This is a genomic window from Candidatus Rhabdochlamydia oedothoracis (genome assembly GCF_019453995.1).
GTDB lineage: Bacteria > Chlamydiota > Chlamydiia > Chlamydiales > Rhabdochlamydiaceae > Rhabdochlamydia > Rhabdochlamydia oedothoracis.
This window is the reverse complement of sequence record NZ_CP075587.1, coordinates 1,472,629-1,495,627: the sequence shown is the minus strand read 5'-3', so window position 1 is coordinate 1,495,627 and position 22,999 is coordinate 1,472,629. Positions and strand designations below refer to the sequence as shown.

The window sequence follows — 22,999 nt, the reverse complement described above, 5'->3', positions numbered from 1 at the left end:
ATTAAGAAAAATTGTTTTATAAAAACTAAGAACACTAATTTAATTAGATGTATATTAGGCTAAAAACAATACAAAATGAGGGAAGCAATGCTAAGTACAGGAGAAGAAATTTTAGCTGATATTGATCAAACATTGGATCAATTAATTGAAAATGCAGACATAATTAATCGCATTTCATTCAATGCATTATTTACATCTGAAGTACAAGCATTACAAAAGACACAAGAAAGTTTAATGGCACGTCTAATGCATATGCATGAATTATTAGAAAAAGACAAAAAGCCACAGACTCTTACAAAAAAAGCCAATCCTTTAAATCAAATAGAAAATAAACTCAAAGAATTTGGCCAATTGAATGCACGATTAATTGAGCATCTAGCTCAAAAGGTTAAAACATCTCAACAAATAAAAAAGCCACAGATTCGTCCTTGTAGAAAAAAGAGACCGATTAAAACCGAGCAAGTTGATGTATAGCCTGCTCTAAATCTTCTATTTGAGGCAATACAGCATCTTCTAACCGCTTACAATAAGGAACGGGGCAATCCTTTGCTGTAACACGCTTAATAGGCGCATCTAGTAAATCAAAAGCCTCTTCTGCTATAAGAGCTGCAATTTCAGCACCAAAACCACAAGTACGAACAGCTTCATGAGCAATGAGTAATTTACCGGTTTTTTTAATAGATTGCACAATTAGATCAAGATCAAGAGGAACTAGAGTTCTCAAGTCAATAACTTCTATAGAAATCCCATCTTGCAAGAGACGATCTGCAATTTGAGAAGCCATAAAAACCATCATTCCCCAACAAACAACTGTTAAATCCGCTCCCTTCCGAACGTATTTAGCTATGCCAAAGGCTTGTAATTCTTCTTCTGAAGGCTCGGGGCTAGCACAGAAAACCCTTTGACGATAAAGAGCTTTGTGTTCAAGAAACACAACAGGATTAGGATCGCGAATAGCCATTTTTAAGAGTCTTTTTGCATCAGCCGCATTACTGGGAATGACTACTTTTAATCCTGGAATATGAGCAAGAATAGCCTCAACGCTCTGTGAATGATAAGGGCCTCCTTGAATGTATCCGCCATATGGCATGCGAATGACCACAGGGCAATGCCACTCTGCATTAGAACGATAATGAAAGCTAGATAACTCATTAAAAAGTTGATTAACGCCCGTCCACATGTAATCTGCAAATTGAATCTCTACAACAGGACGAATTCCTGCTATCGACATTCCCAAAGCAACTCCTATAATACTAGACTCTGCAAGAGGCGAATTAAAGCAGCGAGAACTTCCATATTTTTCTGTTAACTTACGGGTAATTCCAAATACTCCTCCCTTCCCATGAGCCACATCTTGACCAAAAACAACAACGTTGGAATCATATTGCATTTCTTCGTCTAAAGCATGGTTTAATCCATCCATCATTACAATGCTCTCTAACGGACATTTAGAGGTTTTTTGCAATTGAAAATCTTCTATCACACTCTTTTTAAAAACATGATCGGCTGCTGTGTCTGCAATGGGAAAAGGAATTTGATCCGCTTCTACTGCGGCCTTTTCCACTTCTTCAAAACAACGATTTTTCATTTTTTGCATTTCATCGATAGAAACTCCAAGCCCTACAAGATGGTTTTCCATACGAGGCAAAATATCTTTTGCTTGATCGCTTGCAATGCATTTTATTGTTCTATATTTATTTTGGTCATCGCTACTGCTATGAGGGCCTATTCGAGGAACTTTGGCTACAATAAGACTTGGCCCTTGAGCACCTCTAGCTTTTTGCACAGCTGTATCAAATGCTTTGGTGAGTTCTTCGTAATCTCCACCATCAACATCAAAAATAGAAAGACCTGGATAGCCTTCTGCCATATAGGCGATAGAGCCTCCTGCTGTTTGATCTTTTATAGGAACAGAAATCGCAAACCCATTATCTTGAATAACAAAAATAACCCCTAGTTTGTGTAAAAGGGAAAAATTTAACGCTTCGTGAAAGTCTCCTTGAGAAGTAGCTCCATCTCCAGCAGACACATAAACAACATCATCCTCTTTAAGGAGTTGCCTTGCCTTTGCAACGCCTACAGCTTGTAAAAATTGAGATCCTACACAACTGGATTGACAAGGCAAACGAAACTCTTTATGAGAAAAATGCTCCGGCATCATACGCCCAGAGGAATGATGCGGTATATCACGCGCTAAGGAAGCTGCAATAATTTCTGTGAGAGTACAACCAATTCCTATTGCAAAACCTCGGTCGCGATAATACGCTAGCCCCCAATCCTTGCCTGGGATCAATGCTGATGCAGCCACAGCTCCTACCATTTCGTGTCCTGCAGTACATAAATGAAATGTGCCACCTTTATTTTGGCGAATCAACTTTTTCATTTTTTCATCGGCAAATCGCGTTCGATAAATCACTTCTAAAGTTTTCATGGCTCTTGTCAGACCTTGGCAAAAAAGTTGCTGCGTCATTTTCAACTCTTACCCTTTTCTATGCTGTTTGCGGATCTGTGTCACTGTCTTTATCTCACCCTTTTTCTTTGCTGGATCTGCAGATTTTTTTCGAGAAGGTAGCAAATCTTTAACAACCTCCGAAATAGAACTTTTCTTATTTTCTATTGGTGCAGAGACTGTAGCTTCGGGAATCTGTTTTAAGTGTTTAATGCCTTGTTCGGCTAAACTAGAACTATCTGCTGTAGTGATTAGCCGCGTGGATAAATGGCGCAATGATTCCAGTCTTTCTGAAAGTGCTTGCAATTTAGTATCCACTTTAATACGAGAACTTCCTCTAAGGCTAGCGAGTAGTTGCGCTTCCGTATCAAATTTAGCAGAAAAAGTAATACTTGCAGCATTGGTAATATCTGGCAAATATAAAAAGGTTCGACAGGAAGAAGGAACCATTGTATACATATCAACGGTTACCTGTGGCTCTACTTCTACTTTAGCAACTTGTTTAGGAGGACGTCCACGTTTAGGACGAGGATTTAGTGCTTCATTTGAATAATAGGTTTTTGCTTTTACATATAAAGCTTCTCTCACAGCTGCTATGTCTTTGGAGACCTTCATGTCAAATAAATATCGCTTTAACTTCTCCATCATATTTTTATTTAAATCTAAATCTTCTTCAAATACAAATAAGATTTCCTGAAGACGCAACCACTCGATAATACGAATACGAGAGCGCTCTACATAATATTGCTGCCACTTCTCTAGTTCCGTGTGATGATCATAAATGAATTCCAAAAAATTATCGCGAGCTTCTCTAGATTGAATAATGTCCAGCAGCTTTTCTTTAGTATCGATGTCATACACTTTTTCATTAATAAATCCTTCCATAAACTTTTTTGTCTCATAGAAAGTCATTTTTGGTAAAAGCGCGTAGCGTTTATTATGGATGCTAATCTCTTTGTCAAGATCAGCTAATTCTTTTTCTCCTTTATCTAAATCGACATAAACAATAAACCCTTCTACCTTATCTAGATAAAAATCACGCTCGTCATCTGATTTAGCAAAAGCATCCATTAGACGGTGATACCGGAGCAAAAGTGGATTTTGTGCCTGTGGATATTTTGACATTGATAAACCTCTTAAATCGCCATTGTATTTTTGTTAAAGCAAAGCTTAAACGCTACTTTACAGATAAAATGGTTTTTTTATTCTTTTAAGTAAAGAGGGTAGCATACTTTGAGCTCTAATTCAAGAAAGAACAGAACTACTATACTCGTTTGCATTCAAATTAAGAGTTTGAATGTATAAACATTTTTATAAAAAAAGATAACATCTTCTTGCAAGAAAGAGCAGTTTTTTCAAAAAAACCTAGTTATGCAATTCTTAATTTGGCCCTTTCAACCTTGAAGTGCACAAAAAAGAACATATAAATACTTGAAAAAACATCTATTGTGCACCCGAGCATAGCATGTTTGTAGATAATCTCGTAAACACTTCTAGTGGAGTTTCGAAGTTGAGAGCCTTTCTAGGTCTGTTATTTAGTAAAGTTTCCACCCTTTCTATATCCTTGGAAGTCGTATCTAAAAAGCTTTGTGTTTTAGGAAAATATTGCCTAACTAGTCCGTTTGTATGCTCATTTAAGCCTCTTTCCCAAGAATGGTAGGGCGTTGCAAAGTAGAAGTCTGTCTCTAGCTCGAAACTAACCATTTGGTGATAGGCAAATTCTTTTCCGTTGTCTGCTGTTAATGTGTGTACAAAATCTTTGATAGGTTTAAGTTGTTCAATTAACGCTTGACTTACTTCCTCTGCAGTTTTATGAGAAACTTTGGCGAGCTTAGTTAGCTTGGAAGTTCTTTCTACCATTGATACAATTACGCCTTTATGTCCTGCCCCTATGACTGTATCTAGTTCCCAGTCTCCTAAACGAGTCTTTTTTTCTACAATACAAGGCCGTTGCTTAATATCTATACGACCAGGCATGTTCCCTCTTCCAGAAGCTCCCTTTCTCTGCTTGTTATATTTTTTCCCTCGATGACGGAGCTCTCTATAAAGCTGTCCTCCCTGTCGTTTATCTTTCCAGATATGATTATAGATGGTCTCATGACTAACATGTTCTTTACCATGTCTTTTAAGCCATCCGGATATTTGTATAGGGCTCCATTGCAACTTGATTTTTTCTTCAATACGGGTAACTATTTGAGGAGTCATTTTTTTATTGGGCTGAGAATTTTTTCTAAGAAATGCTTTTTCTTGAGCTTGCTGATGACGGTATCCTCGTTGCCCTTTATTTCTCTTAAGTTCCCTACTAATAGTGCTATGATGAACTTTTAGAATGTTTGCTATTGAGCTAGATGTATCTCCTCTAGCTTTTAAAATATAAATCTGACATCTTTGGTCATAGGTTAGGTGATGGTAGCCTTTAGGCAAGGTCTCTCCTTGTGTTTGATTGTTAAAAATCACAATAGAGATTCTTTCATCGCCTGCCTATTCTTTTTTTAATTCTTCTGTGCACTTCAAACTTGAAAAGACTTTTGAAATCAAGCTAGTATATACTAGTGCCGATTCAAACGGCTAGCTTAATGGGATTTAAGTCAACGACTTGAAACTTGTCGTTTATCCTACATTTCAAAATATCTGTTATTTTCGGTATCTCTTCTAAGAAGAATCCTCTAATTGCCTGAAAAAAAGTCACCGACGTTTCGTAATATCGATTGTATACCTTCTTTTCCTTTAAGATCTTCCACAAGCGTTCAATAGGATTCAAATTCGGCGAATAAGGAGGGAGATAGTGCACTTTAATCCTAGAAGACATCAGAAACTCTTCTAGTTTCTTATTTTTGTTTGATCTCGCATTATCCAAAATTACATGAATAATTCGAGCCTCTGTCTGTTTTTCTAGCTTCTTGAAAAAATCGAGCATTGCATCGGCATCAACTGTCTTATATTCCTCTGTAAAAATCTTCATTCCTGTCAGGCAAAGAGCTCCAGCAAAATGCAATCGCAATTGTTTCCCGGATGTCTGCAAAGTCTTTTGAACGCCTTTTTTGATCCATCCACATACGGCTTGGGACTGATGTTCAGGATGCACAGCATCTATGAAATAGATCTCTTCATCAGGGTTTAAGGTCTCCTTTAAAACCATATATTGTTCTATGAAAATTCGTTGTTTTTCAGGATCTAATTTCCCAGGAATCTTTTTAGGACGTTTATAAACAAATCCGTGCTGTATGAGCCAATCTGTCATGCCACTTCGGGAATATTTTATCCCATATTGCTCATGCACATAAGCTATGATCCCTTTGACTTTAAGATAGGTCTTTTCCTGTAGGTGTTTTAGTAGAGACTCTGTTTGGTCTTGTGAAAGTTTTGATTTGCTACCGCCTCGAGGGCTATTTCCAGTTTTATTTTCGGAATCATATTCTCTGAGGTATTCCTGAACAGTGATAGGGCTTATCCGAAGTGCTTTAGCAAGATTTTTTGTTGAGATACCCTCATCATAGCCCAAAATTACACAAAGCCTATTCCGTTCAGAATAGTCTTTTGGATGCTTTAACTTGTGTTCTAAGTCAGCTATCTGGCTAGGGGTCAGTTTTTTCATACTCAATAGCTTAACACAAAACAAAATATTTTTCTATCCGATTGAATCGGAACCACTATATCTTAAAAATTATTTTTTAATAGATAAGTTCTTTAGGTCTATTATTTGCAATAAATACAATAAGAGCAAAAAACATAGCCATAGCTCCCACAACGAAAGGAAGATAAGGATAAATGGCTACAAACGAACCCGAGAAAAGAGGAGTCAGGCCAATTGCCGCCCACTGCACTGAATTGTAAATGCCTAAAATATGTCCTTGCGATTGCTTATCACTCACGTTCGAGACAATTGTCGTTGCAGATGGAAAAAGCAAAGCCTCAAAAAAAGCAAGGGCTGGTAGCATGCAATAAAGAAAGAATTTAACTTTTATAAAAACCATAATTATTAGAGTACAACCCATTCCAAGTAAGGCAGTTAAAATAAGAGAATTAGGAGAGAACCATTTTAAGAAAGGACGAATAACAAGCCCTTGGCAGAAAGCAATCCAAAAACCAATACTTGCATAAAAATTAGCAATTTCAGACCCGCTAAAGTGAAATTCTCGAATCAAAAAAACAGGACAAAATTCCGTAAAAAACCCCCAACCGATACAAAAAATAAACATCATGAAGAATAAACTACGAAGTTTAACAGAGGTAAATGCTTCCTTAAGTTGATGAATACCAGCAACTAAGCTAATTTTTGTAAACTGAATGGCTGGCAGGCTTTCTTGCATTTTCCAAAGTAAAAGAGCAATGTTAAGCAAACAAAGAACAGAAGCCGCCCAAAAAGGGGTGGTCAAATTAAAAATAGCACATATAGAAGGATCTGAAAGCTTGCCTCCTAGATAAGGTCCTATAACAAACCCTGTTCCCCATGCCATTCCCAATAAACCAAAGTTCTTGGTTTTTTCTTCCTCAGTGCTGGTATCTACAATTATCGTTTGAGCCACAGACCAATTACCAGCAGCTACTCCTCCTAATAAACGAGAGATAAAAATGACAACGATACTCTCAAAAATAATTCCGAAAACAGTCAATGCATAAGTAGATGCAGCAAGCCAAAGAGTGAGCAATAAAATTTTTTTACGCCCTTTATAATCAGATAAAGTCCCTAAAATCGGTCCACCAAAAAACTGCCCCAAACAAAAACCCGAAACCAGTAATCCAAATAACCAGCCTCGGAGCGCTAAAGAGGTATTTAGAGGCAAAAATCCTTGTTCAGGATTCATGAGCAACACAGAAAAAATCGGATAAACCAGACCAAAACCTAAGCTATCGATAAAGACAGTTAATAATATAGGAAATAAACGCATACATTTTTTTCAGAGTGAAACTGAATTCCAAAAAAGAGTAAAGTACAAATGTTTTAAAGTCATATTCTTTTAAAACAAGATTGACTGATAGCAGCTCGAAACATTATAATTTTATCTTTTTTTAAAAGCCATATTATTATAGCTCTCATCCCACCTCATGTGATATAAATTTTAAGTTAGATAAATGCAATGTAAAAGAACAAAAATTCTATGACACACATTTTAGCTGATTTAAAAGTTTTTTTAGAAACAGCACCTACTTCTTGGCATGCTGTTCAGGAAATAGGTAATCGTCTAGCCATTCATAATTTCCTGCCTTTAGAAGAAATCGATAAATGGAAATTAAAACCAGGTGGTAAATATTTCACGATAAGAGGAGGAAGTTTGTGTGCTTTTTCCCTTCCTAAAAACCCCCCTAAACAAGCGCTTATTCTTGCCTCTCACACGGATAGCTGTGCTCTTAAACTCAAACCACTTCCCAGCTATCTTAAGCAAAACATGACCTCGTTTGGTGTTGAAGTATATGGCAGTCCTCTGCTTTCTTCGTGGCTAAATCGCGATCTGGTTCTAGCAGGGAGAGTAGTTATTTTAAATAAGGATCAACAACCAGAAGAGAACCTGGTTATTTTAGACGATGCTACTTTTATCATCCCACAGCTTGCCCTCCATTTAGATCGCGAAGTGAATGAAAAAGGAGTGATTTTAAATAAACAAGAACACTTATGCCCTCTTGTCAGTGTATCTAGTCAAGAAAAAAATATCTTAGAAAAATTATTAAAACGTCAGCTCTCTTTTGAAAAGCTGCTTTCCTTCGATCTTTTTCTAGTACCACAAGAACCTGCGCGTTTTATAGGATTAAACAATGAAATGCTTGCCTCGTATCGAATAGATAACTTAGTCAGTGCACATGCTGCTTTAGCTGCTTTAGTCTATTGTAAAAAACCAAGCTTAAGCCAGCTACAAATAGCGCTCTTTTGGGACCATGAAGAGATAGGGTCCTATAGTGTAGAAGGAGCTGGCTCTTCCTTCCTACAAGATATATTGCAACGCATTTCTTACCACCTTCGATTAGATGTAGAAGCGCTAACACGCATGAAAAACAGTTCTCTTTGTCTTTCGATTGATATGGCTCATGCGCTAAACCCAAATTATATAGATAAACACGATTCACAGCACCAGCCTCTTTTAAATAAGGGGATTGTGATTAAATACAATGCAAACCAAAAATATGCTTCCCAGGCAATTTCTGTAGCTCCTATTGTACATGCTTGTCACAACTTAAATCTCAACTACCAATCTTTTCTATCTAGATCTGATCTTCCTTGTGGAAGCACCATTGGTCCCATCATGGCTGCTAATCTAGGAATTGATACAATCGATATTGGATGTCCTCAACTTTCTATGCATTCGACCAGGGAATTAATTGCTTGTCAAGATTACCTCGATCTGTTGCACTTGCTTAGCTATTTGGTTCAAGAGGGATCATAAAATCATGTCCAAACATTTTAAAGGAAAGTTAGTTCCAGAACATCTAAAAGAAGCACGTAAAAAAGGAATGCTTCTCAAAGCTGAAATACATGGATCAGAAGTTCCCTCCCATGTAATTGCCGCAACAGAAAGCATGAAATTGCTTGCGATAGCGCTTTTGATTGGATGGCTTATTCAACTATCTTTGCAAACTCTCGGACTACTCTCTTTTGGTCTGATTTTATTTATAGCATCGCGTAGTGCTTTAAATGGCTGGTCGCGAATGGAAAGATTACATCGTGTGATTGAAGAAGAGCGCTTTGAAATTGAGCATCATAGACATCAAGAAAGAGAAGAGCTAGCCGAAATCTATGAAGCAAAAGGCTTTTCTGGTAAATTGCTCGAAGAAGTGATCGACTGTCTGATGGCTGATGACAATCGTCTTTTACAAATTATGTTAGAAGAAGAATTAGGCCTCTCTTTAGAACAATACGAACATCCGCTTAAACAAAGCGCTTTTGCCTTGTTAGGGGCTTTAATAAGCGCTGTTTTGTGTTTAATAGGTTATGCTTTATCTTTCTCATTTGGGCTGCCTATTGCCGTTCTTTTAATAACGGTTTTTTCCACTGTACTTTCTGCTCGTCTTGAAAATAGTTCAGCTTGGCAAAGAACTGTTTGGAATTGTGCTGTATTGGTTCTTGTTGGCGGCGCTGTTATATTTGCTCAACAGTTAATCAAGGGCATCTAAAATGAATAGCCCTTATCTCTTTGATGAATTTTTTGCCTCGGGTAAGGAAGAGAGCATCAGTCCCTTTCTAACCCCTTCTTCGCGTAAATGGGGTAAACACCTCTCTTTAAAAACAGCTTTTATATCTGGAATATTATTACTATGCGCTTTTATTTTTTCCTTTCTTAACCCTGCTTTTTCTAATCTCTGTCTGTTATTTGTTTATTTTTTTTCGGGAACCCCTGCGTTAATTGGAGCTTTAGGGGATATAAAAAATCTCGAAATTAATATCGATGTACTAATGACTTTAGCCGCTCTCTTATCGGTATTAATAGGGAATGGTATGGAAGGAGCCTTATTGCTTGTTTTATTTGAGTTATCTGGTGCTATGGAAACTTTAGTTACAGAAAAAACAAAAAGTGCCCTGGTTAGTTTGCATCAAATAGCTCCTAGATTTGCCTACGTAGTAGCAGAAGATGGAGCTATTTACGAGAGATCTGTAAAAGATATCCCTCTTAAAACCACCCTGCTGATTAAAGCAGGAGAAATTGTTCCTCTTGACTCTGTTGTTATTAAGGGTAGTTCTTTTGTAAATTTAAGTCATTTAACAGGAGAAAGTCGCCCTGTTAGTAAAAAACTAGGCGATGAAGTACAGGCAGGTGCTTATAATCTTGATGGCACTATTACAGTAGAGGTTACTCGCACAAGTAGTGATTCCACATTAAATCGGATTATTGAGCTCATTACTCAAGCTCAAGAATCAAAACCCCGTCTGCAACGCTTTTTAGATCGTTTTGGTAAATGGTATGCGATGAGTATCATCTCACTTTTTTTAATTTTTGCAATCACACTACCTTGGATTTTTCCCATCACCTATTTAGGAGCTGAAGGAGGGCTCTACCGCGCGTTATCTTTCTTAATTGCAGCTTCTCCTTGCGCATTAATCATAGCAACTCCAACGGCTTATTTAAGTGCAATCAGTAGCTGCGCTCGTAAAGGCATCTTGCTTAAAGGAGGGATTATTTTAGACGCACTTACCTCATGTCACACTGTAGCTTTTGATAAAACAGGAACATTAACAACGGGAAAGCTTCATTGCACAAAATTAGAAATAATCCATCCAAAGCAGGCTCCATGCTATACTTTAGAAGAAGGATTACAAGCAGCTTATGGGTTAGAAATATTTGCCGTACATCCCATTGCAGATGCTATTATTTCTTATGCAAAAGAAAAACAAATTAAGCCTTCGGAACTTTTAGATTTTACATCTATTCCAGGTTCTGGTTTACAAGGTTTTGTTTTTTTACAAAACCGCAAAGTCCCTGTCTACATAGGTAATTCAGCATTTATCCTACCCTATTTACCTAAAACCTTTTCTCCTGAGATCTTTCAAAAAGGAACACTAAATAGTTATCTTTTATTAGGAAATACTCTATTTCTCTTCCATTTTACCGATACTTTACGAGCTCAATCAAAACCCTTAATCGATCGACTAAAAAACCAAAAACTTCATCCCGTTATGCTTACAGGTGATAAGTTAAAAATTGCAAAAGATGTAGCTGAGCAATTAGCTATTTCTACAATCTATGCAGACTTAAAACCTGAAGATAAATTAGCTAAAGTAGCAGAACTTTCTACTAGCCAAGGTCTTATTATGGTTGGCGATGGAATTAATGATGCTCCTGCCCTAGCAAGAGCCACTGTGGGTATCTCTATGGGAACAATAGGAAGTGCTACAGCAATTGAAGCATCAGATATTGTTTTTCTCAATGATGATCTTTCTTTACTCGATTGGATGATTCAAAAAGCCCACAGAACAATTGCTATTGTCAAACAAAACATCACCCTAGCTCTTGCTGTTATTCTATTAGTAACCCTCCCTGCCCTTTTAGGTTTGGTTCCCCTTTGGCTTGCGGTTATCTTCCACGAAGGAGGCACCGTTCTTGTGGGCTTAAATAGCCTAAGACTCCTTAGACAATAAACCTTAAGCTATTTTCTACAGGGAAAGCAACTTATAAAAAAATTAAAGATTCTATGAGCCAATGTCTCTATTGTGAGGTACAGAATCCTTGTCCTACTTATTCTCCCGATCTCAATCTGATTGAACGCCTTTGGCGATTCATGAATAAAAAAGTTCTCAATAATCGATATTAGACTTCTTTCGAAATTAAATTTTTGAGAGTATATTGTATCCTCTATTGGATGAAGAAAAGTTTCGTCGTCTAACCGGTGTTAAGCAAAAGACGTTTGATAAGATGATAGGTATTCTAGAGCAAGAAGTTAAAGATAGAAAAACAAAGAAGAGAAGAAAAAAGAAGATAAGCATAGAAAACATGCTGCTTATGACTTTAGAGTACATTAGAGAATATAGGACTTACTTTCACATAAGCCAAAGTTACTCAGTCAGTGAAAGTAATGCTTATAAAACAGTGAAATGGTTGGAAGACACAGTAATTAAGCATCCAGATTTTGAGCTACCAGGACGTAAAGCTCTTTTGAAGAGTGATACAGATAAAAGTTTTTTTTACGCCACTGGTAACCACTTTTTAAAAAAGCTCTTCTTAAGAGTGACATGGAATACGAAGTAATTCTTATAGATGCATCAGAAACACCTATAGAGCGTCCCAAAAAAAAGTCAAAGATAAAAAGAGGATAAAAAATCGCAATTTTACTCCGGAAAAAAGAAAAAGCATTCGATCAAAAGACAAATAGTCGTAGAAAGGCGCAATTATATCAATGGTAGAAATGGGTGTATAGAAGCATTTTCACTACATAAAAACCATTTGTTCGGTGTAAAAAATGTTTTAGCAGATGGAGGATATTCTGGAGAAAAATTTGCAAAGAGTATGCAGGAGATATTAGGATGTATAGTAGAAATAGCCAAAAGAAATACACTTCATACTTTTACAGTTATTCCCAAAAGATGGGTTGTAGAGCGTTCTTTTGCGTGGATAGAAAAATGTCGCAGGCTATGGAAAATACGATGAAACTACTAGGAAAGGTATGATGCCGTCTAAATTTCGGTTTACATTTAAACCACTGGTATTAGAAGATCGGCCTCTTATTCACAAATGGCTTGTACAACCCCATGTTGCTGAGTGGATTCATGGAGTCGGACTTCAAAATACCCTAAACGGATTGGAAAAGTTTTTTCAAGGAGAATCTAATACTACCTACTGGATTGGTTATGATAAAGATATCCCTTTCGCTTTTCTGATAACTTCTCCTAAAGGAAATGATGCGACTACCTTAGATTTGTTCATTTGTGACCTGAATTATTTGGGGAAAGGGATTGCTGTACCGATGATTCAAGAGTTTTTAATCAGCCAGTTTCCAAATATGAAAAGAGTTCTGACAGACCCTGAAGCGACCAATAAACGAGCCATCCACGTGTATCAAAAAGTGGGCTTTAAGATCATGGGAGAGTTTATTGCAAGCTGGCATCCAGTCCCTCACTACCAAATGGAGCTGTATATGAGAGATTTGCATCCTAAGAGGCCTGTTTAAAATCTTTTCGATAAGTCATAAAGATAGTTTTCATAAAACCTTTGGAAGAGTCTTTTCAAGTTTGAAGTGCACAGAAGAATTAAAAAAAAGAATAGGCAGGCGATGAAAGAATCTCTATTGTGATTTTTAACAATCAAACACAACAAGAGACCTTGACTAAAGGCTACCATCACCTAACGTATGACCAAAGATGTCAGATTTATATTTTAAAAGCTAGAGGCGATACATCTAGCTCAATAGCAACCATTCTAAAAGTTCATCATAGCACTATTAGTAGGGAACTTAAGAGAAATAAAGGGCAACGAGGATACCGTCATCAGCAAGCTCAAGAAAAAGCATTTCTTAGAAAAAATTCTCAGCCCAATAAAAAAATGACTCCTCAAATAGTTACCAGTATTGAAGAAAAAATCAAGTTGCAATGGAGCCCTATACAAATATCCGGATGGCTTAAAAGACATGGTAAAGAACATGTTAGTCATGAGACCATCTATAATCATATCTGGAAAGATAAACGACAGGGAGGACAGCTTTATAGAGAGCTCCGTCATCGAGGGAAAAAATATAACAAGCAGAGAAAGGGAACTTCTGGAAGAGGGAACATCCCTGGTCGTATAGATATTAAGCAACGGCCTTGTATTGTAGAAAAAAAGACTCGTTTAGGAGACTGGGAACTAGATACAGTCATAGGGGCAGGACATAAAGGCGTAATAGTATCAATGGTAGAAAGAACTTCCAAGCTAACTAAGCTCGCCAAAGTTTCTCATAAAACTGCAGAGGAAGTAAGTCAAGCGTTAATTGAACAACTTAAACCTATCAAAGATTTTGTACACACATTAACAGCAGACAATGGAAAAGAATTTGCCTATCACCAAATGGTTAGTTTCGAGCTAGAGACAGACTTCTACTTTGCAACGCCCTACCATTCTTGGGAAAGAGGCTTAAATGAGCATACAAACGGACTAGTTAGGCAATATTTTCCTAAAACACAAAGCTTTTTAGATACGACTTCCAAGGATATGGAAAGGGTGGAAACTTTACTAAATAACAGACCTAGACAAGGTTCTCAACCTCGAGACTCCACTAGAAGTGTTTAGGAGATTATCTACAAACATGCTATGCTCGGGTGCACAATAGATGTTTTTTCAAGTATTTATATGTTCTTTTTTGTGCACTTCGATGTTGAAAGGGCCATATTAAGCATTACATGTTTAGGATTACCTAAAATGGAGAAAAAACCATAAATAAAATAGCAATAAGATATATAACCAAAAAATCTTTCTAAGATCTTATAAATTTTTAAATACACATCTTTAAAATCTGTTAATAAGAATAACTATTTTTTTAGAGATCTATTTCTTTTTTTAAAATAATCTTTATTTTTTTTGATTGCTCTGATAGCTTCATGGAATGAATTTTTTATGAGCAAATAGATATGTATTTTATTTTCCTTTTTACTTTTTTATGCACTTGTATCCCGTCTTACAGCAAGATATATGATTGTTTTACCTTTTTTAATGAGTTAGAACTTTTAAAGATGCGTTTAGAAGAACTCAATGATCACGTGGATTATTTTGTATTGGTAGAATCGGTTGAAACACAAAGAGGGGAACCTAAGCCTTTGTATTTTCAAGAAAACCAACATCTTTTTGAAAAGTATCTACCTAAAATCAAACATGTCATTGTCGATGAACGTCTAGCTTCAAATACAATGGATCCTGCAACAGGGCTTTGTTGGGATAGAGAGAATTTTCAAAGAAAATGCATCATAAAAGGTCTACAGCAGTGCAATGATTGGGATATTATTATGATTTCCGATCTCGATGAGATTCCTCGAGTACAGGCTTTAGAAACGCTTAGGTGGCTATTTTATAGAGAAACAAGAAAGCCCAAAAAGCTAGTCATAAAAAATCCACCAGATGCAATAGCTCTTGAAATGCCTTTATTTATGTATCAACTCAATAGAAAAAGTGAACTTAATGGGGGTCGATGGGTAGGGACCGTTGCTACTCTATATGATACTGTTAAAAGGAAGGGAATTCAGTTCTTTCGAGATAACCGCTGGAACTTTTTTCAAATTATGGATGGGGGATGGCATTTTACCTGTATGGGAGGTAAAGATAAGACTAGACAGAAGTTACTTAGTATTGTAGAAGGTAGAGATAAAGAAAATGTAGATTCGCTTTCAGATGAAGAAATAGAAATCTGGATTCAAGCACAAGAGATCATCCCTGTTGATAGTGAGTATCCTAACGATTTTCCTGAATATATGAAAAAAAATATGAAGCACCTTAGATCAATGGGATTTATTGCAGAGTAAGTGCTAGAGAAAAGTTAGAATCAGAAGATCGATCTTAAGTTTTTAAAGATTTTATGCTATGAGCGCTATTTTAATACTTTTTTGCCTGTTATGCTCTCAGGGCTTACGCATGAAGAATTTCCTTTGCACCTACCAGATCTAATAAATAATCTTTACGACATGATGCAATGAAGCGCCGTTTATGTAAACTGACCTTGCTTGTCTTATCTTTTTGTAAAAGATTCAAAGTAGCTCCGTCGAACTATAGATAGATTTTCAGCTCCATTTCCTTTTCTAACACGACTTAAATCCTCTCGGAAATTAACATCAAGTTGCCAATGCAATTTGTTTTCGATGCTCCATTGATTACGCACTTCCTTTGCAAGACGTTCTGCATTAGCAGGTAGACTTGAAATAAAATACCGAATTTCACAGCTATTCCTCTCTTGCGATTTCTTCTGTACTTTTACGTATATCAAGCTATGCAGCTTCTTCTAAATCTGACGCTGAGGTAACCAATCTAATTTCTCAGTCGCCCATACTTCTCTTATCTCACTACGTCCTCGAGTACATTTTTCAGACCGCCAATAAGCACAGCTAGCTTCTTCCTGTATAACGTCCTGTGCTTGTTCAAAAAAGTTATGAGCTTCTGCATGTAAGTGGTCTTGATTGCCTTTAAGGGCAATAACATAATCTCCTCCCTGGGAACAAATCTGTTCTACTACTATTTTGTGACAACCGGCTGCATCGATTGTTACAACAACTCCTTTAATAGACTTCTTTCGAAATTCTTCAAAGCAACTCCAAATTGTGAATTTAGGTAATTTAAAGAGATTTAAGATTATAAGCGATAGATACAGAAATCGGAGAAAGAGGTTTGGTTTGTGATTTAATCTTATCGCAGGGATTCACAATTTGGAGTTGCTTTGAGGAATTTCGAAAGAAGTCTAATACTTTTTTCCTGTTTTTCTAAATGACTCCTCAAATAGTTACCAGTATTGAAGAAAAAATCAAGTTTGCGGGCTATTCTTTTTATCTGCTCCTAAAAAATTGTCCCGTAAAGAGAGAAAGAAGAGACGATATACTTGGCATTACAGATGAGGAACTCGAAACTTGGATTCAACAACAAGTAACTATTCCTATTGACAATACTTTTCCTAAATATGTTATGGAAAATGTGGAACATCTTAAATCAATAGGTTCTATCGCGAAATGTATTTTTTGATGCAAAGAGAGAATTTTTTTTCTTAGCTTGTGCAAATCGCTGTTTTCTTGTTAAAACAGTTATCTTGGAATTTAAGGAAAAAAAAGATGATTGGTTTTTGTCCTCTTGCATCTGGCTCTAAAGGTAATTGTCTCTATATTGGAACTGAAAAGACAAAACTTTTAATCGATGCAGGAATCGGTATAAAAATCCTAAAAGAGAGATTAGAATTGATTGGTGTGCATTTAAGTCAAATCGATGCGGTTATAGTCACTCATGAGCACACAGATCATATTAAAGGCTTAGAGCGTTTAGCTTGGGAAGATCAAATTCCTGTATTTGTAAATAGCGATACAGCTTGTGCTATTGCTTCTTATGTCAAGAAGATCCCTCGTTTTAAGATTTTTTCTACAGGAGAATATTTTTCATTTGGAGATATTGAAATTCTTCCTTTTTCTATTCCCCATGATGCAGCAGATCCAGTAGGATTTACCCTTCATTTGGAGGGATTAAAAATAGGTATTTGTGCAGATTTGGGTTTTATTTCTACTTCCATTGTACAAACATTGAAGAAATGTGATTATCTGTATGTAGAGGCTAATCATCAACCTTCGATGGTTTATGCGAGTGCGCGCCCTGCTATTTATAAACAAAGAGTTTTAGGGCGTCAGGGACATCTTTCTAACGAAGAGTGTAGCTCTTTAATTGAGCAAATTTTTCATCCAAACCTCAAACAGATCTACTTAGCACATCTTTCTAGTGAATGTAATCATCCTGATGTGGCATTAGAAACCGTGCAAAAAAAACTTGAAATCTTACAGGCGGAGACTAAGGTATGCATCGCTTTTCAACAGCATTGCAGTCAACCTGTTGTGTTTTAAAGCGGCAGTAAGAGTCCATCAAAGGCCATTTCAAAATGACAATCTGTATTACAATCGATTAAGACATCTCGATGCAGTTTGAATTTTATGCAATAAATTTTCATCTGTATGCATAGGATCATGATGAGTCACAATCCAATGAGAGGTGTCTGTATATAGTGGTTCCGATTCAATCGTATAGAAAAATATTTGTTTTGTGTTAAGCTATTGAGCATGAAAAAACCGACCCCTAGCCAGAGAGCTGACTTAGAACACAAGTTAAAGCATCCAAAAGACTATTCTGAACGGAATAGGCTTTGTGTAATTTTGGGCTATAATGAGAGTATCTCAACAAAAAATCTTGCTAAAACACTCCGGATAAGCCCTATCACTGTTCAGGAATACCTCAGAGAATATGATTCCGAAAATAAAACTGGAAGTAGCCCTCGAGGCGGTAGCAAATCAAAACTTTCACAAGACCAACAAATATTTTTCTATACGATTGAATCGGAACCACTATATACACCATTATACTTTGGGACTAAACATCTTAGAAAAAATTCTCAGCCCAATAAAAAAATGACTCCTCAAATAGTTACCAGTATTGAAGAAAAAATCAAGTTGCAATGGAGCCCTATACAAATATCCGGATGGCTTAAAAGACATGGTAAAGAACATGTTAGTCATGAGACCATCTATAATCATATCTGGAAAGATAAACGACAGGGAGGACAGCTTTATAGAGAGCTCCGTCATCGAGGGAAAAAATATAACAAGCAGAGAAAGGGAACTTCTGGAAGAGGGAACATCCCTGGTCGTATAGATATTAAGCAACGGCCTTGTATTGTAGAAAAAAAGACTCGTTTAGGAGACTGGGAACTAGATACAGTCATAGGGGCAGGACATAAAGGCGCAATTATATCAATGGTAGAAAGAACTTCCAAGCTCGCCAAAGTTTCTCATAAAACTGCAGAGGAAGTAAGTCTAGCGTTAATAGAACAACTTAAACCTATCAAAGATTTTGTACACACATTAACAGCAGACAATGGAAAAGAATTTGCCTATCACCAAATGGTTAGTTTCGAGCTAGAGACAGACTTCTACTTTGCAACGCCCTACCATTCTTGGGAAAGAGGCTTAAATGAGCACACAAACGGACTAGTTAGGCAATATTTTCCTAAAACACAAAGCTTTTTAGATACGACTTCCAAGGATATGGAAAGGGTGGAAACTTATACTAAATAACAGACCTAGAAAGGCTCTCAACTTCGAAACTCCACTAGAAGTGTTTAGGAGATTATCTACAAACATGCTATGCTCGGGTGCACAATAGATGTTTTTTCAAGTATTTATATGTTCTTTTTTGTGCAATTCGAGGTTGAAAGGGCCCTTCGATTCCGTGAATATGGGGTAGCACGAGCTCTACAACCACTAGATCGGGTTGAAAATGAGGCATTTTTTTCAAAACTTCTGTTCCAGAAGCTGCGAATTCGAAATGATATTGCGCTGCTTCTTTAGCTTGTTTAATACGTTGATGTAATTTTCGATCAGAATCAGCCAAAAGAATTTTTTTAGACTCTTTTCTGTTCATTAATGATTAAACCTGTAGATTTTTCTTCTTTTTATAAAAGAGCCAAAAGCAAGAAGTTCCTACTAAAGCAAATAATGCGCTCACATAGAAAAAGTTAAAAACCTCTCTGGGATCAAGCTCTAAAAGAGATTCATCTTCTGTAAGAAGACTTAAACCCGAGCCTTGCTCCATTTCTTGAGGAGTTGTTAAGTTATCTTCTGCAAGCTCGGTGTAAATAGAATTCGATTTAGGTGCAAAAATGGCTATAGATAGAGTAATACAAGCAAATCCATAGAGGATGTATCCCATGAACTTTAAACCGGGCAATAGTGGAATATCGGGATGGATTGTATCCTCGTCAGGAGTGTTATTCTGTATCATTTACCTTATTTGGTTTAAGCAAGGAATCTTTAGGATCCACTAAAATCCTTCTAGGTTTTGCTCCTTCTTGCGAGCTAATCACTTTTTTGCTCTCTAGTTCATCCATTAAAGAGGCAGCTCTTGCATAGCCAATTTTCAATTTGCGTTGCAGAAAAGTTGTCGATGCCATTCCTGTTTCTATAACTAGGTTAAGCGCTTGTTCATAGAGCATATCACGAGGACCGCTTTCTGCCCCTTCTTCAGAAGATAGATCTTCAAAACGCATTTTGTCAAAAGATTCTATCAAATAATTCGGAGGGCTTTGATTGCATATAAAAGAGACGACTCGATTGATCTCTTCATCGCTAATATATACTCCCTGAGAACGAATTAAGGTAGATGTACCGGGGGGTAAAAAAAGCATATCGCCATTTCCTAAAAGACTTTCTGCTCCTACGTCATCTAGAATGATTTGCGAGTTAATCCGACTAGCTACTTTAAAAGCGATTCGAGTAGGAAAATTTGCTTTAATAAGACCTGTAATCACTTCTCTAGATGGTCTTTGTGTTGCTAATATAAGATGTATGCCCACTGCACGAGCCATTTGGGCAATACGAGCAATGGGAGTTTCTAAATCAGAGCTAGAGGCCATTATAAGATCAGCAAACTCATCAATAATAGCTACAATTGCATACATTTTAGCAGGGATAGGAATATTCAAAGAACTTTCTAATTCTTGATTGATCTGCCTATTATTAAAAGCTGTGATGTTACGTACTCCTAATTGCTTTAAAATATCGTAGCGGGTTTGCATCTCTTTTACAAGCCAACTCAAAGCTGCATAAGCTCCATGGGGTTCTGTAATAACAGGTGCTAACATATGAGGTAGATTAGTATAGGGGGTTAACTCTACTTTTTTAGGATCGATCATGACTAACTTGATTTCATCAGGGCGTGCATTCATAAGAATGGACATGATCAGAGTATTTACGCAAACGGATTTTCCCGAACCTGTTGCCCCTGCAATTAGACAGTGAGGCATTTTACTTAAATCGCTAATTACGCTATCTCCTGAGACTGTTTTACCTAGCAAAAGAGGAACCATCATTTTACGTACATGGCTTTGATATTGGGTTAGCAGCTCTTTAAAACTCACCTCTTGAGGATAAATAGAAGGGACTTCTACCCCTACTGCTGCCTTACCTGGAATAGGAGCAATAATGCGGATGGATTTAGCTTGTAGATTGAGAGCGATATCATTTTCTAGCGTTTTGATCTTTTGTACTTTTACTCCAATAGCTGGATGTACTTCAAAAGAGGTAATAGTGGGGCCGCAGTTGATTTCACCGACTTTAGCTTCGATCCCAAAACTCATTAAAGTATCTTGAAGTACCTCGGCTTGTTTTTTTAATTCTTTTTTTAGAAGTGGTTGATCTACTTTTTTAGGGTGATTCAATAAAGAGGCAGGAGGGACTTGATATGTTGTATAATCTCCTTTGACAACACATTGTGCATTAAGCGCTAGTTGCCGTTTGCTGAGTTTAGTTTCTATGGGCTGTTTTTTTTTAACAGGCTCAATATCCGCCATCGTGCGAATTTTTATCTCCTTTTCCGGCCTTTCTTGAGGTTTTGTGTGTAAATAAGGAGGAGCTATGGAGCGCTGTGAAAGTAAACGCTCAATTTCAGAAGCGCTTTTAATCGTGGGAAGTGTTTTTTTTTGAGAGATTTTGTTAAGGAGTTTATTCTTTAGAAATAAGGTGAAAGATTTAAGTTTTCTGCCAATGGCAAGCAATTCAATTTCCATTAAGAACAAAAAAGATACGCAAGCTGTTATAAAGAAAGTAATAAAGATTCCTACATCGCTTAGCATATGCTGTAAATTAAATGTAGGGATGTCCTTATATAGATAGTACAAAGGAACTCCTCCCAAATTATATCGAAGGGTAGAATAAGGATAGGGGAGTTCGAAAAAATATGATTCGGTATACACCCTGTTTTCAAACAACTGAGTGTAAGTCCATTTATTCTCTGCTAGTAAATTTAGTAAAAAACAACAAGAAAAACACAGAATCAGGAAGCAAAAAAGCTTAGATAGCATATATATAGGTTTTTGATTGAGGATCAACTTCCATCCAAGCCACAAACCAAAACCAGCAATGAGATAGCTGCTTATTCCAAAAAGATAATTAAAACCAAATCCCAATCCCCAACCAATGAGACCTAACCAATTCTGATGAGGAGCATCGAATCGAAAACTGATCAAACTTAGTAAAACAATCACAGTAAGTGCTAATAAGATCAATCCTCTTGCTTCTGGATGTACTACTTTAGATTTTTTTTCAAAAGATGTATTTTTATTCACTATCAACTCCTAATAGTTTAAATAAATTGCGCTGCAAAAGCCAAGAATAAGACAATACCAAGCAAAGGGTTTAAAATTTCCTTTTTCTAGGATAGAAAAGGCAAAGCGAATAACAAGCAACCCAACTAGGCAAGAAGTGATAAATCCCACTATACAAGCCATCAGGGAGAAATCTTTAGGAGCATCGCATATAGTTATTTGAAAAAGCTCTAAACAGTTACCGCCGATAATAGTAGGAATAGAGAGTAAAAAAGAAAAGCGTACTGCATCGCTTGTTTCCCATCCTAAAACACGAGCACAACAAATAGTAGAAGCGCTACGCGATACACCAGGAATTAAAGCAATGGATTGCAAGGCTCCAATGTAGAGAGCATCATGTACGCGTTTTTTCAAAGAAGATTCAATGGGTATTTTTAAACGCCAAAAATGACCTATCAGTAAAACAAAGCCTGTAAACATTAAACCAAACCCAAGAAAGTTGGGATTAAAAACCCAATCTTTAAATGGTTTAACCAGTAAATAGCAAGGAATAAGAGGAATTATTGCTAAAAAAAGCAAAAGAGCTTTTTTACGGTCCGTTCGCAAAATGGTTAGAATATCTTGTTTTAAGAAAACAATCACAGCTAAGAGAGTGCCTAAATGGCAGAAAAGACTTAAAATAACTTGGGTTTCTGTGTCTTGGATACCAAGCATCAATTTAAATAATGTAAGATGTGCTGAAGAGCTAACCGGAAAAAATTCAGTTAACCCTTGTATTAGACCTAACAAAAAAGCTTCTAATAAAGACATGAAAATCTCCTTAGCCTACAAATTTAACTTAGAGCCTGTTTAAAATCTTTTCAAAAGTAGAGCAATAAAAGCAAGAACCACCATATTCAGGCTTGTATGTATTTATCTTTCGCAATTTTTCCATAGCCTGCGACATTTTTCTATCCACGCAAAAGAACGCTCTACAACCCATCTTCTAGGAATAACTGTAAAAGTATGAAGTGCATTTCTTTTGGCTATTTCTACTATACATCCTAATATTTCCTGCGCACTCTTTGCAAATCTTTCTCCAGAATATCCTCTATCTGCTAAAACATTTTTTACACCGAAAAAATGGTTTTTATGTAGTGAAAATGCTTCTATACACCCATTTCTGTCAGTGATATTAGCGGTGGTAATGTGAATCGCATGAGGAAGCCCTTGGGTATCGACTGCTATATGTCTTTTTATTCCTGATATTTTTTTCCCTGCATCATGTCCTTATCTTCTCCACTGTATACTCGTTTGCATTCAAATTAAGAGGTTGAATGTATAAACATT

General features: G+C 36.6%; 21 protein-coding genes and 3 pseudogenes. 12 read left to right on the top strand and 12 right to left on the bottom strand.

The annotated features are described in order from the left end of the window. The first annotated feature begins 75 nt into the window (after positions 1-75). Positions 76-474: a hypothetical protein gene (locus RHABOEDO_RS08280; protein WP_220017535.1), complete on the top strand. Its 399-nt coding sequence runs from the start codon at positions 76-78 to the stop codon at positions 472-474. Here RHABOEDO_RS08280 and RHABOEDO_RS08275 read toward each other — a convergent pair. From RHABOEDO_RS08275 to RHABOEDO_RS08255, 5 genes are all read right to left on the bottom strand, one after another. Next, positions 449-2,470, bottom strand: coding sequence for an alpha-ketoacid dehydrogenase subunit alpha/beta (locus tag RHABOEDO_RS08275; RefSeq protein ID WP_215217627.1), 2,022 nt, complete (start codon positions 2,468-2,470; stop codon positions 449-451). The two genes, RHABOEDO_RS08280 and RHABOEDO_RS08275, sit on opposite strands and share 26 nt — an antisense overlap. 9 nt (positions 2,471-2,479) lie before the next feature. Next, a complete protein-coding gene (locus tag RHABOEDO_RS08270; RefSeq protein WP_215217626.1) occupies positions 2,480-3,574 on the bottom strand; it encodes a UPF0158 family protein in 1,095 nt (364 codons plus the stop codon). Between the two features lie 318 nt (positions 3,575-3,892). Beyond that, positions 3,893-4,906, bottom strand: coding sequence for an IS30 family transposase (locus RHABOEDO_RS08265; RefSeq protein ID WP_215216525.1), 1,014 nt, complete (start codon positions 4,904-4,906; stop codon positions 3,893-3,895). Positions 4,907-5,009: 103 nt separating this feature from the next. Then, positions 5,010-6,044: an IS630 family transposase gene (locus RHABOEDO_RS08260; protein WP_220017534.1), complete on the bottom strand. Its 1,035-nt coding sequence runs from the start codon at positions 6,042-6,044 to the stop codon at positions 5,010-5,012. Positions 6,045-6,120: 76 nt separating this feature from the next. After that, positions 6,121-7,338, bottom strand: coding sequence for an MFS transporter (locus RHABOEDO_RS08255; protein ID WP_215217213.1), 1,218 nt, complete (start codon positions 7,336-7,338; stop codon positions 6,121-6,123). Between the two features lie 210 nt (positions 7,339-7,548). On the opposite strand from RHABOEDO_RS08255, the gene RHABOEDO_RS08250 reads away from it, so the two are divergent. From RHABOEDO_RS08250 to RHABOEDO_RS08210, 8 genes and pseudogenes are all read left to right on the top strand, one after another. Next, a complete protein-coding gene (locus tag RHABOEDO_RS08250; RefSeq protein ID WP_215217214.1) occupies positions 7,549-8,826 on the top strand; it encodes a M18 family aminopeptidase in 1,278 nt (425 codons plus the stop codon). Positions 8,827-8,830: 4 nt separating this feature from the next. After that, positions 8,831-9,553 (top strand): VIT1/CCC1 transporter family protein, encoded by a 723-nt coding sequence (locus tag RHABOEDO_RS08245; RefSeq protein WP_215217215.1) that lies wholly within the window; start codon positions 8,831-8,833, stop codon positions 9,551-9,553. A 1-nt stretch (position 9,554) separates the two neighbouring features. Continuing rightward, positions 9,555-11,513 (top strand): heavy metal translocating P-type ATPase, encoded by a 1,959-nt coding sequence (locus RHABOEDO_RS08240; RefSeq protein WP_215217216.1) that lies wholly within the window; start codon positions 9,555-9,557, stop codon positions 11,511-11,513. 53 nt (positions 11,514-11,566) lie between these two features. Further along, a complete protein-coding gene (locus tag RHABOEDO_RS08235; protein WP_215217217.1) occupies positions 11,567-11,686 on the top strand; it encodes a transposase in 120 nt (39 codons plus the stop codon). Between the two features lie 29 nt (positions 11,687-11,715). After that, positions 11,716-12,519: pseudogene (locus tag RHABOEDO_RS08230) on the top strand (transposase family protein). A 19-nt stretch (positions 12,520-12,538) separates the two neighbouring features. Beyond that, positions 12,539-13,039 (top strand): GNAT family N-acetyltransferase, encoded by a 501-nt coding sequence (locus tag RHABOEDO_RS08220; protein ID WP_245397504.1) that lies wholly within the window; start codon positions 12,539-12,541, stop codon positions 13,037-13,039. 119 nt (positions 13,040-13,158) lie between these two features. Next, a complete protein-coding gene (locus RHABOEDO_RS08215; RefSeq protein ID WP_220017533.1) occupies positions 13,159-14,133 on the top strand; it encodes an IS30 family transposase in 975 nt (324 codons plus the stop codon). Positions 14,134-14,471: 338 nt separating this feature from the next. Beyond that, positions 14,472-15,356 carry a glycosyltransferase family 17 protein gene (locus tag RHABOEDO_RS08210; RefSeq protein WP_215217768.1) on the top strand — a complete coding sequence of 295 codons (885 nt, stop codon included), beginning with the start codon at positions 14,472-14,474 and terminating at the stop codon, positions 15,354-15,356. A 103-nt stretch (positions 15,357-15,459) separates the two neighbouring features. Here the strand turns inward: RHABOEDO_RS08210 and RHABOEDO_RS11180 are convergent, their stop codons facing one another. Together RHABOEDO_RS11180 and RHABOEDO_RS10940 are read right to left on the bottom strand one after the other, a co-directional pair. After that, entirely contained in the window at positions 15,460-15,582 is a 123-nt protein-coding gene (locus RHABOEDO_RS11180) for a hypothetical protein (protein ID WP_256439931.1), read from the bottom strand. Then, positions 15,560-16,108 (bottom strand): annotated as a pseudogene (locus RHABOEDO_RS10940) (ISAs1 family transposase). The gene RHABOEDO_RS11180 and the pseudogene RHABOEDO_RS10940 overlap by 23 nt, the downstream one beginning before the upstream one ends. A gap of 200 nt (positions 16,109-16,308) precedes the next feature. Between RHABOEDO_RS10940 and RHABOEDO_RS08195 the strand changes: the two are divergent. The 3 genes from RHABOEDO_RS08195 (at position 16,309) to RHABOEDO_RS08185 (ending at position 18,644) form a co-directional block, all read left to right on the top strand. Further along, on the top strand, positions 16,309-16,560 hold the full coding sequence (locus RHABOEDO_RS08195; protein ID WP_215217646.1) for a hypothetical protein: 252 nt from the start codon (positions 16,309-16,311) through the stop codon (positions 16,558-16,560). A gap of 86 nt (positions 16,561-16,646) precedes the next feature. Further along, positions 16,647-17,420, top strand: coding sequence for an MBL fold metallo-hydrolase (locus RHABOEDO_RS08190; protein ID WP_215217645.1), 774 nt, complete (start codon positions 16,647-16,649; stop codon positions 17,418-17,420). Positions 17,421-17,633: 213 nt separating this feature from the next. After that, positions 17,634-18,644, top strand: coding sequence for an IS30 family transposase (locus RHABOEDO_RS08185; protein WP_220017531.1), 1,011 nt, complete (start codon positions 17,634-17,636; stop codon positions 18,642-18,644). A gap of 67 nt (positions 18,645-18,711) precedes the next feature. Here RHABOEDO_RS08185 and RHABOEDO_RS08180 read toward each other — a convergent pair whose 3' ends face one another. The 5 genes and pseudogenes from RHABOEDO_RS08180 to RHABOEDO_RS08160 form a co-directional block, all read right to left on the bottom strand. Next, positions 18,712-18,960: a response regulator gene (locus tag RHABOEDO_RS08180; RefSeq protein WP_220017530.1), complete on the bottom strand. Its 249-nt coding sequence runs from the start codon at positions 18,958-18,960 to the stop codon at positions 18,712-18,714. 36 nt (positions 18,961-18,996) lie between these two features. After that, entirely contained in the window at positions 18,997-19,350 is a 354-nt protein-coding gene (locus RHABOEDO_RS08175) for a hypothetical protein (protein ID WP_215217453.1), read from the bottom strand. After that, positions 19,337-21,691 carry an FtsK/SpoIIIE family DNA translocase gene (locus RHABOEDO_RS08170; protein WP_215217452.1) on the bottom strand — a complete coding sequence of 785 codons (2,355 nt, stop codon included), beginning with the start codon at positions 21,689-21,691 and terminating at the stop codon, positions 19,337-19,339. The genes RHABOEDO_RS08175 and RHABOEDO_RS08170 overlap by 14 nt, the downstream gene beginning before the upstream one ends. A gap of 9 nt (positions 21,692-21,700) precedes the next feature. Beyond that, positions 21,701-22,480: an undecaprenyl-diphosphate phosphatase gene (locus RHABOEDO_RS08165; RefSeq protein ID WP_215217451.1), complete on the bottom strand. Its 780-nt coding sequence runs from the start codon at positions 22,478-22,480 to the stop codon at positions 21,701-21,703. 39 nt (positions 22,481-22,519) lie between these two features. After that, positions 22,520-22,939: pseudogene (locus RHABOEDO_RS08160) on the bottom strand (IS5 family transposase); the annotation flags it as partial. Positions 22,940-22,999 lie beyond the last annotated feature (60 nt).